Consider the following 12,592-nt stretch of genomic DNA (forward strand, 5'->3'; position numbering starts at 1 on the left):
CTGCCGGAAATCACGGTGATCGAGGAGATGCCCGGTCCCGTCCAGCCGACGGCCAGGTTGTCGCCGCCGGCGCCTTCCTTGTGCAGAATTTCGAAGTAGTACGACTGACCGGCGGACAGCGAGATCCCGCTCGACTGCTGGTTCGGGAACTTGTTCCATTGCAGCGGGTCGGTATACTCATGGACATTCGCGATCATGGTCTTGTTCGCCGGATCGGCGTTCGTGCTCAGCCAGAGCTGGCTCTCGTCGTCGCCCGAAATGTAGAACGTGTACGTGCCGCTCGTCGCAGGCGTAATGTACCCGCGAATGCGCGTGCCGTAGTTGTCGTTCCAGTTTGTCGGTCCTTGCAGGCTCGTCAGGACTTCCGTTCCGGTAGGCGCCGTATTCAGCGGGATGCTGGACACGCCGCTGCCGGACACTCCCGTCCAGTATTCGCGAACGACGCTGCCGCTGCCGCCGCCGCCCTGCGCGTCGGTCGTCACGCTGACCGAATTGCTCGCCGCGGAGACATTGTTCGCCGCATCTTTCGCTTTTACCGTGAACGTGTACTGCGTGTTCGCCGTCAAACCGGATACGGTATAGCTCGTATTCGTCGTAGAACCTGCCAGCGTGGCACCGTTGTACACATCGTAGCCCGTCACGCCGACGTTGTCGGTCGAAGCCGACCAGGACAAGCTGACGCTCGTGCTCGTCTTCGACGGCGACGTCAGGTTCGTCGGAGCCGTAGGCGCTTGCGTGTCGCCTCCGCCGCCGCTGCCTTCGTTGACGTGGCAAGTCTTATAGCTGCCCGGAGCCGGGTCGCCGAAGATGTGATTCGCGCAAGCTACGGAGTTGGTGAAGGTGCCGTAGGCGTAGCTGCCGTTCGCGCCGTAGCGCACTTCCTTCGTGCCGCTGAAGCTGCACGTTTGGTTCTCGCCAGCACAATATACCCAGTTTGCGGAGGACGATGCGTTCGTCGTCACCGAGACGGCGTTGCTCGCCGCGGAGACGTTGCCTGCCGCGTCCTTCGCTTTCACCGTGAACGTATACGACGTGCTCGGCGACAATCCGCTGACCGTGAACGACGTGCTTGCCGTGGAGCCTGCAAGCGCGGAGCCGTTATAGACGTCGTAACCCGTGACGCCTACGTTGTCGGACGATGCCGACCAAGACAGGCTGACGCTCGTATCCGTCTTCGACGGAGACGTCAAGTTCGACGGAGCCGTCGGCGCCTGCGTATCGCCAGCCGGCGCGTCCGTCGTCACCGTGACGGCGTTGCTCGCCGCGGAGACGTTGTTCGCCGCATCCTTCGCTTTGACCGTGAACGTATACTGCGTGCTCGCCGACAGGCCGGAGACGGTATACGACGTGCTCGTCGTGGAACCCGCCAGCGTGGAGCCGTTATAGACGTCGTATCCCGTCACGCCCACGTTGTCGGACGAAGCCGACCAAGACAGGCTGACGCTGTTGCTCGTCTTCGACGGCGACGTCAAGTTCGACGGCGCGGTAGGCGCTTGCGTGTCGCCGCCTCCGCCGCTGCCGGCGAGGTTCACGTCGCAAGTTTTATAGTAACCCGGTGCCGGGTCGGTGCCGAAAGCGTTGTTGGAGCACATGACGGAATTCGTGTAGGTGCCCTTCACATAGCTTCCGTTCGCGCCGTAGCGCACTTCCTTCGTGCCTTCGAAGCTGCAAGTGTTGTTTTCGCCCGCGCAATGTACCCAGTTCGCTAGCGGATCCGTCGTCACCGACACCGCGTTGCTGGCGGACGAGACGTTGTTCGAAGCGTCCTTCGCCTTCACCGTGAAGCTGTACGTCGTGGCCGGAGCCAAGCCGGTAACGGTATGATTCGTGCTGCTCGCGCCGGTCGTCGAAGCGACCAACGTGGAACCCGCGTAGATATCATAGCCCGTTACGCCCATGTTATCCGAGGAAGCAGACCAGGACAAGCTTACGGACGTATCCGTCTTCCCGGTGGAAATCAAATTGGACGGTGCGGTCGGCGGCTGCGTATCGCCGGCGTCCGTCGTCACGTTCAGCGTGTTGCTCGCCGCCGAAACGTTGCCCGCCGCGTCCTTCGCTTTCACCGTAAAGCTGTACGTCGTGCTCGGCGTGAGGCCGGTAGCCGTGAACGTCGTTGCATTGGCGCCCGTCGTCGTGCCGATGAGCGTGCCGTTGCGATACACTTCATAGCCGTACACGCCTACGTTATCCGTCGACGCCGACCAGGACAGATCGACCGTCACGTTCGATTTCGTCGGCGCGGACAAATTCGTCGGCGCGGAAGGCGCCTGCGTATCCGGCGGACCTGCATAGACGTTAATCGTATGTTCCTTAAGACTTGCGCGACCCTCGTTATCCCATACGACGAGCGTGACGCGGTACGTGCCAGCTTCCTGGTACGTATAAGTCGGGCTTACGGCCGTAGACGGAACGCCTTCGCCGAAATCCCACAGGTTTTCGACGATGCTGCCGTTGTCGGAGGACGTGTTCGTGAACGTCACCGATTGCCCAAGCTGCACCGAAGTCGGCGCCGTGAAGTTCGCCGTCGGTTTCGGGTTGGTGAAGCCGCGGCTCGTCAGCTGCGTATTCGTTCCGTTGCCGCTGACCGTATTGTTGCTCCACTCCAGATGCGCCGCGCTGGACGGATACTGGTCGATGGAGTCCTCTTGATTGCCCGTAATTACGTTATTAATGAAGCTCAAGCGATCCGTCCCGCCGGAAGGCGTGATCTCGATGCCTTTCCGACCGTTATTGATGATGGTGTTGCTGTCGAACGTCATGTTGATCGAATTGCCGTGAATCCGGATGGCATTGCCCGCGTAGCCGGGATAAGCGGCTTGCGGATTGTTGCGTTGCGTATTTTCGAACGTATTCTTGTAGAAATATTGATACTGCTGCGGCGCCTCGGCGCCTTCCCCTTGGAGCTGCATGCCCCACATGACCATGTTACGAACCTGGTTATAACCCCAATATTGATACCCGGAGCCGGACGATTGCTGAATGCCGACTTGCTGTCCGTTATCGACGATATTGTCGGTCGCGATCGAATGATGCGCCATAATTTCGAGGCCCATACCATGCACGACGCCGCTGTTCGTACCGACGAAGTTACGGCGCGTCGCCGTATATTCGGAGCGAACGACGCTCAGCCAATGATCGACATGATTGTCCTCGACGATCGAGTAGTCGCAGTCCGTATGAAGCTCGATGGATAATCCGTGCTCCGCCATACCGGAACGAGTCGCGGTGTTGCCCGAGACTTCGACGCCCACGCAGCCGTCGTTGGCGAAGATCGCGCCGCGGCCGGAACCGTCTACGGTATTGCGCAGGATTTTCGTGTAATTCGAATTCCATCCGGCCCGAATCCCGGCGCCCCAGTCGGAATTGACGCCCATGTTGATGAACTCGTTGTCGGCGATCACGTTATTGTCCGAATTGGCGGTCATGATGCCGAACGGCGCAAACCCGGTCGACTTCGTGAACTCCTTGAACAAGTTGTGATGAAAATAGTGATTGCCTTGATTCGCGAAGCCGCCCGAGTTATCGAGATTGATCCCTGCAAGCGTGTAGTCGTTCCCCCAGAACGTAAGCTGGGAGACCTCCACGGAAGACGTGTTGGTCAGGTTCAACATGACCCCGTCCGTAGTGGTCGTGTACCGAAGGACCGCCCCGTTCCGGCTCTCCCCTTGGATTTTGATGCCGGACTTGCCGACCAATCCGCCCGAAGCGAGGTAGTAAGTGCCGTTCGGGATATAAACCGTATCCCCCGAGTTTGCTGCGTTAATCGCGTTCTGAATGGCTTGCCGGTCGTCCGCGCCGTCGCCCCCGTTGGCCCCGTAAGCGGTTACATTTATTGTCGCCGCCGAAGCCGTCGGCAGCGGAACGACCGACAGCAGCAGCGTCAGCGCGAGCCCCGCGCGGGCCGCAACCCTACCCAATCTTTTGCGTGCGTTGTTCATGCGTTACGTATTCCTCCTTTTCGCGTTTGGCGTGCCTAAGTTCCTCCAGGATCCCTGCGGAATAGTTTCGGGATCTTCGCCGCAAATCGCCGCCTCACCTCCCTTCCCATCATGACACGACTCGTCGGATGGTTTGTACTTTCTTTTCAGTTGAAAACGGCTCTGCCGTACTGTGAATTTATGAAGTTCCTATTCGGAACGCTATCTGCGCGACGAAAAGCTCACGCTTGCATTCCGAACGACAAGAAACGCATGCCCTCTAGGTGCATGCGTGTGATGGATGGGTCTTGCCGTGCCTATTTCGCTGCAAGCGTCGGCTCGCCGTCCGCCCATACGTACGGGAATGAGCGAACCGGCGCGAGCGGCGACGCTTTCGCAAGCCATTCCCGCGCGTCCGCCCCGTCTGGCGGCGGATCGCCGGCGGCTTCCTTCGCCGCTTTCACGATGTCGAGGCTGTAATCGATCAGCGCCTCGCCGGAGCCGTGCAGCAAGAGGGGCAAATATTGATTCGAATACGCGCTGCGGATCTGCAGCGGTTCCGTCTTCAAGGCGGCGTAGTCGATCGCGAAGAAGCCCGGCGACGTCTCCGTCCCCGTCGGCAGACGCCCGTTGGCCTGCCGGTATGCGTCGATCGCGCGCTGCAGATCGGCGACGCGCTGCACGGCGGACAAGTCCATCAGCATGACGACGGGCTCCGTCTCCGGATGGACGAGCAAATAATAATAATGGCCGCCCGCTTCGAACGCATTCGCGGGAATCGAGCTCAGCATCTGCGTTTGCACGAGCTTATTCAAGTCGATGACGTATTTTTCGTAGACGGGGGTCGACGCGTCCGCGTTCTTTATCGGATACACGCCCCTTGCTTTGTAGTACCGCTCCACCGCCGACGCGACCCGATCGATCTCCTCCCGGACGAACGCGGGATTTTGCTGTCGTCGTTCGATTTCGCCCCGGTACATGCAGCCCGCGCAAAGCGCCAGCACGAGCAGCAGCGCCGCGAGGCGCTTCGCCGCGCGGATCACCATAACGCATCGTCCTCCTTCTGCCTCTCCAGCTGCCGGCGAACGGCCGCTTTCAGCGGATCCTCCGGGACGACGATCGTCGCGTCCCCGGCTGCCTTCGTTTGGCAAGCCAGCCGCTCGCCGTCGACCGCGTCGCCCATCTTCCGCCGCTCGCTTTCGGTCGGGGGGGAGACGCGATCCGGCTCCAGCACTTTCACCTTGCACATTAAACAGCCCGCCACGCCTCCGCACCGCGTTCGGACGCCGACGCCCGCCTGCCGCGCGGCGGCAAGCACCGTCGTTCCCGGACGGACGTCGATCGTCTTTCCGTCCGGCAGGAACGTCAGTCGCGGCATACGTTCGCCTCCTCGCCGCCCGCGAAGGCGTCCGCCGGCAAGCCGAGCAGCTCGCGCATGCGCGCTCTCCAACGTTCGTCGAATACGTTGGCCGCCACGAGGCGGCGAAGCGCCGGAAGGTGCGCGGAAAGATCGGCGCGCATCGCCTCGGCGATCCGCTCGTACCGATCGGACCGCTCTCGCAGCAGGTTGAACGCAAGCTCATGCGCAAGCGGGGCGACCCGAACGCGGGCGCCTTCCAGCTCCCGCGTAGCCGCGTAGGGGAGCAACAGACCCGCGATATCGATCCGGTACAACGCCCCTTCCGCGCGAACCTCGAAGCCCGCGACGAGCTCCAGAACGACGCCGCGGATCGTATAATGAGATAACGTAGAGCGATACCGCTCCGTTACGTTACATTGCTGCTCGTCCGTCGCGTACGCGGCGAGCGCCCGATGGAACGCGGACGCCCCGTCGACGTCGACGTAGACGTCTAGGTCTCGCGGCGCGGCATCGATCCGCACGCCGTGGAACGCCAGGCCGCAGCTGCCGCCGACGAGCCATGGCTGCGGCAGCGAGGCCCATCGATCGGCGGCGACGCCGAGCGCCTCCGCGAGCGGCTGCGGCAGTGGGTGGGTCATGCGAATTACACCTCGATTAGAAATATGTGCGGTTGACGGCGCGCACGTCGCCCGTCCGTCGAATGACCGCCTGGCAGCCGAGCCGATAGCCTTGTTCGATTTCGTCCTCGTCCAATCGGTCGAATTCGGCGTCGGTCGGCTCGTTCAACAGCGCTCGTCCTTCCTCTACGTAACAGCGGCAGCGGGCGCACGTGCCGCGCGTGCAGGAGAAGCCCACGTCGATCCCGTGCGCGAGCGCGTGATCGAGCAGCGACTTCCCGATTTCGGCTTCGACCGTCTTGACGACGGTCCTGCCCTTCAGCGTCAACATAGCTTGTCCTCCGAATTATAGCATCGATAAGAGCGCGAACGGCAGCATCGCGACGAGCATGACGAACGCCACGATCGACAGCACGAGGCGCACGGCGCCCGTCGTCTTGGCTCGCGCATAAGTGATGAGCAGCGAGGCGAACGCCATGAGCCCGATCGCTACGAACGACGCCCACATTTTATCCAACGGCGACATGGGCTTACCTCCCGGACAGCCGCCGTAGGAACGTCCGGCGGCGCATTTTCATTTTCATAACAGTATACACAGCGCGCTTCCCCGTACGCAAGCGGGCGCCCGGCTCGTGAAGAGCGGACGCCCGCGAATCCCGCTTCGGCGTTCCCGCCGGCGGGATTATTTCATCATCATTTTCATCAGCTGCTCCATGTTGTTTGGATTCATGCCGCTCTTCTTGACGGCGGACACGATTTCCTTCGTCAGCGCATCCGATACGGGCACGCCCGCCATCGCGCCGACCTTCTTAATGAGCTTCTTCAGCTCCGCTTCGCTCTGCATCGTGGACGGCTTCACGCCGCTCGCAAGCTTGTTGATGTCTTTCTCCGAGATCGACTTGCCGGTCCGCTTCTTTACGGCGCCGAGCACGTCTTTGCCGATATGCTTCGTCATAACCTACCTCCTCCGCCTCGTTTACCTCCATCGTATGAGGAGATCGGCGAGTGCGTGTAGGCGGCAGGCTATTCGAGCGGGGAGCGGTGGCCCCGAAGCGCTTCGCGGGCGATATCTTCGATTTCGTGGGTGCGGCCTCGGCCCATTAAGTCTTCGACCGCGGCGCGCGGATGCTTGCCGTCGAACAGCACGGCATGCAGCTCGGCCGCGATCGGCAGCTCCACGCCGTGCTTCGCCGCCAGCGCCATCGCCGCCTTCGTCGTTCGAACGCCTTCGACGACCATCCCCAGCGATTGAAGCACGTCCTCAAGCGAGCGGCCCTCGGCGAGCGCATAGCCGGCCCGCCAGTTGCGACTATGCCGGCTCGTACAGGTGACGACAAGGTCGCCGACCCCCGCGAGCCCCGCGAACGTCAGCGGATTCGCGCCCATCGCCGCGCCGAGGCGCCCGATCTCCGCCAGTCCGCGCGTAAGCAGCGCGGCCTTCGCGTTGTCTCCGAAGCCGAGGCCGTCCGACATGCCTGCCCCGAGCGCGATAATGTTTTTCAGCGCGCCGGCGATTTCTACGCCGGCGACGTCGGGGTTCGTATAGACGCGGAACGCGGGCGTAATGAATACATCCTGCGCCGCGTCGGCGAGATGCGGCTCCCGCGAGGCGACGACGACCGTCGTCGGCTGCCTGGCGATCACTTCCTCCGCATGGCTCGGTCCCGACAGGACGACGACGCTGCCTTCCGGCCGGGACAGCTCCTGCTCCAGCACGGTCGACATGCGAAGCAGCGTGTCGGCTTCGAAGCCCTTGGTCGCGTGCACGACGAGCTGCTCCGGCCGGACGTACGCGCGCGCCGCTCGGGCGACGTCGCGCATCGCGGCGGAGGGCGCGACGAACACGAGCGCGTCGCCGTGCCTCGCCGCTTCCTCGATATCCGTCGTCGCGCGAATCGCCGAGGACAGCGTTGCGCCGGGCACGTACTTCTCGTTCGTCCGCCGTTCGTTGATTTCCTCCGCCTGCGCGGCGTTCCTCGTCCACACGCGCACGTCGAGCCCGTTATCCGCGAGCACCGCGGCGAGCGCCGTGCCCCAGCTGCCTGCAACGAATACGGTCGCTTTCTTCATCCCGCGAGCCCCCTATCCGTTCGAGCGCCGGAACGAAAGTTTGTTTTCCTTCCCTTGCGCGAGCTTGACGATGTTGCTCCGATGCCGATAGAAGGCAAGCGCCGCAAGCGCGAGACTAAAGACGATCAGCTCGAGTTCCCGGTCGAACAGCCAGAGGGAAATCGGAAGCAGCGTCGCGAACAATAACGAGCCCAGCGAGACGAACCGCGTCGCGAAGATGGCCGCGATGCCGACGAGGCCTGCCGCGAGCCCCGGCCAGAAACAGAGCGTCGCGACGACGCCGATCATCGTGGCGATGCCCTTGCCTCCGCGGAAGGCGAAGAAGACGGGCCAATTGTGGCCGATGATGGCGGCGAAGCCCGAAAGAATCGGCAGCATCAGCGAAGCCGGCTCGAGCCACCAGCCGACCCATACGGCCAGCACGCCCTTGCCGATGTCTAGCGCGAGCACGGTCACGGCCGGAACGACGCCGATCACGCGAAGCGTGTTGGTCGCCCCGGCGTTGCCGCTGCCGTGCTTGCGAATGTCGATTCCTTGAAACACTTTTCCCCAAAGAAAGCTAAAGCTGACCGAACCGATCAAATACCCGATGACGACCGCGAGAACGTATGCCACGTTTCTCCCTCTCCCCTATTCCCCGTCGTTTTTCCGCTTCGTCGCGATTCGCATCGGCGTTCCTTCGAACGGGAACGCGGTGCGAATGCGATTTTCCAAATACCGTTCGTACGAGAAGTGCAGCAGCTCCGGCTCGTTGACGAACAGGATGAACGTCGGCGGCTTGACCGCCACCTGCGTAATGTAATTGATCCGAAGACGCCTGCCTTTGTCCGTCGGCGGCGGATTGACCGCGACGGCGTCGGCGACGATGTCGTTGAGCACGTTCGTCGGCACGCGCATCGAATGCTGCTCGGCGACCTGCTGAACGACCGGCAGCAGCTTATGCAGCCGCTGCTTCGTCGTCGCGGACACGAAGACGATCGGAGCGTAAGACATAAACTGGAAATGGTCGCGGATCGACTCCGTAAACCGCTGCATCGTCTTATCGTCCTTCTCGACCGCGTCCCACTTATTCACGACGAATACCGCCGCCCGGCCCGCTTCGTGCGCGTACCCGGCGATATGCTTATCCTGCTCGATAATGCCTTCTTCGCCGTTAATGACGATCAAGGCGACATCGGCACGTTCGATCGCCTGCATCGAACGCATGACGCTGAATTTCTCCGTCGCTTCGTACACTTTGCCGCGCTTGCGAATCCCGGCCGTATCGATCAGCACGTACTGCTGTCCGTCCTTCTCGAACGGCGTATCGATTGCGTCCCGGGTCGTCCCCGCCACGTCGCTGACGATGACGCGCTCCTCGCCGAGGATCGCGTTGACGAGCGACGATTTGCCGACGTTCGGTCGTCCGATTAACGCGATCTTGATCACTTCGTCGCCGTATTGGTCTTCCGGCTTATCCGGCAAGCGCTTTACCAATTCGTCGAGCAGGTCGCCGACGCCGATGCCGTGCGTACCCGACATTCCTACCGGATCGCCGAGCCCGAGCGAGTAAAACTCGTAGATTTCGTCCGTCCGGGACGGATTGTCCATCTTGTTGACCGCGAGTACGATCGGCTTGTTCGAGCGGAACAAAAGCTGCGCGATCGTCTCGTCGGCGGGCGTCAGCCCCGCCTTCGCGTCCGCGACGAACAGGATGACGTCCGCTTCCTCTACGGCGAGCTCCGCCTGCATGCGAACTTGCTTCAGCAGCTCGTCCTCGTCGTAAATTTCAATGCCGCCCGTGTCGATAATGCTGAACGGCTTGCCGTTCCATTCGGCGGCGCCGTATATGCGGTCACGCGTGACGCCGGGTCGATCCTCGACGATCGCGAGCCGCTCCCCGATGATTCGATTGAAAATCGTCGACTTGCCGACGTTCGGCCGGCCGACGATGGCCACGATCGGTCTGGCCATAGGTTCACTCCCTTGTGATGTATCGAACTCCGATTCGTTGAAAAACTTGCTAGCCACCATCATAACAAAAAGAAGCCCCGAATGCGAAGTCTTACCTTCGCACTCGAAGCCACCCCCGAATCCGTCCGCCGCCGGCCTTCGCGCGGCGCACCGCGGAAACGCCAAATACGGTCGCGGCTCGTGCCGTCGCCGCGCCGAGCCACCAGGCGTCCTGGAACTCGCGATCCCCGAGCGCCGCAGGCTGCCACTCCGCATAGAGCGACCCCATGTAGACGTCGTTCACGACGAGCGCGATCGACAGCAAGGCGAGCTGCGCCGCCGGCATTCGGACGTATGCCGCGACGAGCAAGCCGACGAGCAGCACCGGATCTAGCGAAGGGTGAAGGACGATCACAAGCGGGTCGAGCGTCTCCAGCAGTTGAACGAGCGAAAAGACGGCGCCGAGCAAGCAGCCGAACGACGCGATCGACGCCGTCTCCTTCCACGAAGAAGACGTGCGGACGGCGTGCGCCCCGAGCGCGAGCAGCGGCACGTAGACGAACGTGCCCGTCGCCCCGCCATAGCGCCAGTCAGAGGCGGCGCCGACGATCCAGGCGAGGCAAAAGACCGCCGCCGCCTTGCCGGAGCCGTTCCCGATCGCTTGCGCTCTCCAGCCGAAGCCTATCAAAATCAGCGACAACGTCAGTATTATGTAGGACAGAAACCCCGCATTCATTCGCCGTGCCTCCGCGCGAACGCATGTAAAAGCGACGTTCGTTGTTTCCCCTATTATCGCTCGGAAGCGCGAATTTTACTCGGACGTCGGTCGCGCCTCGCGCCTCGCGTATTTCGAAATTTCGATGCCTCGCGCCGCGCACCATGCGGCCGTTTCCCCGCCGATGACGACAGGCGCCCGCCGAAGCTCGTCCACCGTGCGCGCGCCGACCGCCGCCATAACGAGCCGCAGCTCCCGCTCCGTCTCGCGGATCGCGTCCGCGAGCGCCTCGACGCCCGATTCGCGAAGCGCGCGAAGCAGCGCCCCGGCCATGCCGACGGCGGCTGCGCCGAGCGCGATCGCCTTCGCCGCCTCGAGCCCGCCGCGGATGCCGCCGGAGCCGATCAAGCGGCCGGCGGGCACATGCGCGCCGCACTCCAGCAGCGATTCCGCCGTCGACAAGCCCCATTCGTCGAACCAAGCGATCGGACGCTCCCGCCTCTCGTTTTCGATTCTCGAAAAATTCGTTCCGCCCTTGCCGCCGCAATCGATCGCGGACACCCCGACCGAAAGCAGCCTCGCGGCGGCGTCTCCCGTCATGCCGAAGCCGACTTCCTTCACGATGACGGGAACGTCGACGCCGCGCACGATGCGCTCGATGCGACCCAGCGCGCCCTCGAAGCTCCGGTCGCCCTCGGGCATCACGAGCTCTTGAACGACGTTCAGATGAATCTGCAGCGCGTTCGCTTCGATCATCTCGACCGCTCGCCGCCCCTGCTCCGGCGTCGCCTCGCTGCCGAGGTTCGCGAACAGCAGGCCGTCGGGATTCGCCCGCCGCGCCACGGCATAGCTGCCCGCCAGCGAAGGGTCTCGAATCGCCGCCATCTGCGAACCCACGGCCATGGCGACGCCCGTCTCCCGCGCCGCCCGGCCGAGCCCTTCGTTAATTTCTGCCGTCTCCGCCGCCCCGCCCGTCATCGCATTAATAAGAATCGGCGATCTCATGTCGAGGTCGCCGATTCGGGTCGTAAGCGAAATATGGGAAAGAGACGTATCGGGGAGCGGGTTATGCACGAACCGCACGTCGTCAAGACCGTTCCGGCCGCTCTGGCCGGTGGCGAGCGCGATGCGGACGTGGTCCAGCTTACGCGATCTCCGCGTCATTCGACTCCTCTCCCCGCTCGGAACATCTTACTTGAACTTGCTAAGCTTGTCGCCGAACCGCTCGCCCAGCGTCATGCTAAGCGATTGCGCATCCGGAATGTCGACTTGCTGCTTCGGCGCGCGCGCGGGGCGCTCCGGACGTGCCGGTTGCTCCGGCGCCTCTTCCGTCTCCTTAATGCTGAGGGAGATGCGCTTCTCGCCGACGTTCACGTCAAGCACCTTCACGTTCACCTGCTGGCCTTCCTTCAATACCTCGTGCGGCGTGCCGATGCGGCGATGCGCGATCTGGGACACGTGAACGAGTCCTTCGACGCCCGGCGCCACTTCGACGAACGCGCCGAAATCGACGAGTCGGCGAACGGTGCCTTGAACGATGTCGCCGGCGTGGAACTGCTCGCCCGCTTGTTCCCAAGGTCCCGGCTGCGCGGCTTTCATGCTGAGGGAGATCCGCTCGTTCTCCGGCACCAGCTTGAGGATTTTCACCTTCACCTTATCGCCTTCCTTCACGACGTCGGAAGGCTTCTCGACATGCGAATGGGACATCTCGGAGATGTGCACGAGTCCGTCCACGCCGCCGACATCGACGAACGCGCCGAATTGCGTCAAGCGCTGCACCGTGCCCTCGATCACGTCGCCGACGTGGAGACGGGACATGACCTCTAGCTTCTGCGCTTGATACTCCTCTTCCAAGACGTCCTTGCGGGAAAGAATCAGCTTATTGTTCGGTCTGTCGATTTCCTTCACCTTCAGCTTCAAGGTACGACCCTTGTAATCGCTGAAGTCTTCTACGAAGTGACGCTCGACCATCGATGCCGGA

The 12,592-nt window shown here is 62.5% G+C and carries 12 protein-coding genes and 1 pseudogene; all 13 read right to left on the reverse strand.

The features are described 5' to 3' along the window. Positions 1-20: 20 nt before the first annotated feature. Positions 21-3,938: pseudogene (locus VEZ38_RS13355) on the reverse strand (fibronectin type III domain-containing protein); the annotation flags it as partial. Between the two features lie 296 nt (positions 3,939-4,234). Then, a complete protein-coding gene (locus tag VEZ38_RS13360; protein ID WP_324894171.1) occupies positions 4,235-4,963 on the reverse strand; it encodes a hypothetical protein in 729 nt (242 codons plus the stop codon). After that, positions 4,957-5,295, reverse strand: coding sequence for a 2Fe-2S iron-sulfur cluster-binding protein (locus VEZ38_RS13365; RefSeq protein ID WP_324894173.1), 339 nt, complete (start codon positions 5,293-5,295; stop codon positions 4,957-4,959). Before VEZ38_RS13365 ends, VEZ38_RS13360 begins: the two co-directional genes overlap by 7 nt. Next, on the reverse strand, positions 5,283-5,915 hold the full coding sequence (locus VEZ38_RS13370; RefSeq protein ID WP_324894175.1) for a hypothetical protein: 633 nt from the start codon (positions 5,913-5,915) through the stop codon (positions 5,283-5,285). Before VEZ38_RS13370 ends, VEZ38_RS13365 begins: the two co-directional genes overlap by 13 nt. Before the next feature lie 16 nt (positions 5,916-5,931). After that, a complete protein-coding gene (locus tag VEZ38_RS13375; protein WP_324894176.1) occupies positions 5,932-6,225 on the reverse strand; it encodes a 2Fe-2S iron-sulfur cluster-binding protein in 294 nt (97 codons plus the stop codon). A gap of 15 nt (positions 6,226-6,240) precedes the next feature. After that, entirely contained in the window at positions 6,241-6,420 is a 180-nt protein-coding gene (locus tag VEZ38_RS13380) for a DUF2768 family protein (protein ID WP_324894178.1), read from the reverse strand. Between the two features lie 156 nt (positions 6,421-6,576). Then, complete coding sequence (locus tag VEZ38_RS13385; RefSeq protein ID WP_324894180.1) at positions 6,577-6,849, reverse strand: stage VI sporulation protein F; 273 nt, start codon at positions 6,847-6,849, stop codon at positions 6,577-6,579. 68 nt (positions 6,850-6,917) lie between these two features. Further along, entirely contained in the window at positions 6,918-7,964 is a 1,047-nt protein-coding gene (locus VEZ38_RS13390) for an NAD(P)H-dependent glycerol-3-phosphate dehydrogenase (RefSeq protein WP_324894182.1), read from the reverse strand. A 12-nt stretch (positions 7,965-7,976) separates the two neighbouring features. Continuing rightward, positions 7,977-8,579, reverse strand: coding sequence for a glycerol-3-phosphate 1-O-acyltransferase PlsY (gene plsY / locus VEZ38_RS13395; RefSeq protein ID WP_324894184.1), 603 nt, complete (start codon positions 8,577-8,579; stop codon positions 7,977-7,979). Positions 8,580-8,594: 15 nt separating this feature from the next. Beyond that, positions 8,595-9,917 (reverse strand): ribosome biogenesis GTPase Der, encoded by a 1,323-nt coding sequence (gene der, locus VEZ38_RS13400; RefSeq protein ID WP_324894185.1) that lies wholly within the window; start codon positions 9,915-9,917, stop codon positions 8,595-8,597. A gap of 91 nt (positions 9,918-10,008) precedes the next feature. Next, on the reverse strand, positions 10,009-10,632 hold the full coding sequence (locus tag VEZ38_RS13405) for a YphA family membrane protein (protein ID WP_324894186.1): 624 nt from the start codon (positions 10,630-10,632) through the stop codon (positions 10,009-10,011). A 75-nt stretch (positions 10,633-10,707) separates the two neighbouring features. Then, a complete protein-coding gene (fni, locus tag VEZ38_RS13410) occupies positions 10,708-11,775 on the reverse strand; it encodes a type 2 isopentenyl-diphosphate Delta-isomerase (protein ID WP_324894187.1) in 1,068 nt (355 codons plus the stop codon). Positions 11,776-11,802: 27 nt separating this feature from the next. Continuing rightward, positions 11,803-12,592: 30S ribosomal protein S1 (gene rpsA / locus VEZ38_RS13415; RefSeq protein WP_324894188.1), on the reverse strand; the 790-nt coding region annotated here is incomplete at its 5' end.

The organism is Paenibacillus sp. (assembly GCF_035645235.1).
Classification (GTDB): Bacteria; Bacillota; Bacilli; order Paenibacillales; family YIM-B00363; genus Paenibacillus_AE.

Coding starts and splice junctions, on each gene's coding strand:
- VEZ38_RS13405 (WP_324894186.1), bottom strand. CDS start 10,632: ATGAATGCGGGGTTTCTGTCCTACATAATACTGACGTTGTCGCTGATT.
- VEZ38_RS13390 (WP_324894182.1), bottom strand. CDS start 7,964: ATGAAGAAAGCGACCGTATTCGTTGCAGGCAGCTGGGGCACGGCGCTC.
- VEZ38_RS13385 (WP_324894180.1), bottom strand. CDS start 6,849: ATGACGAAGCATATCGGCAAAGACGTGCTCGGCGCCGTAAAGAAGCGG.
- VEZ38_RS13370 (WP_324894175.1), bottom strand. CDS start 5,915: ATGACCCACCCACTGCCGCAGCCGCTCGCGGAGGCGCTCGGCGTCGCC.
- VEZ38_RS13365 (WP_324894173.1), bottom strand. CDS start 5,295: ATGCCGCGACTGACGTTCCTGCCGGACGGAAAGACGATCGACGTCCGT.
- VEZ38_RS13375 (WP_324894176.1), bottom strand. CDS start 6,225: ATGTTGACGCTGAAGGGCAGGACCGTCGTCAAGACGGTCGAAGCCGAA.
- VEZ38_RS13380 (WP_324894178.1), bottom strand. CDS start 6,420: ATGTCGCCGTTGGATAAAATGTGGGCGTCGTTCGTAGCGATCGGGCTC.
- der (WP_324894185.1), bottom strand. CDS start 9,917: ATGGCCAGACCGATCGTGGCCATCGTCGGCCGGCCGAACGTCGGCAAG.
- fni (WP_324894187.1), bottom strand. CDS start 11,775: ATGACGCGGAGATCGCGTAAGCTGGACCACGTCCGCATCGCGCTCGCC.
- VEZ38_RS13360 (WP_324894171.1), bottom strand. CDS start 4,963: ATGGTGATCCGCGCGGCGAAGCGCCTCGCGGCGCTGCTGCTCGTGCTG.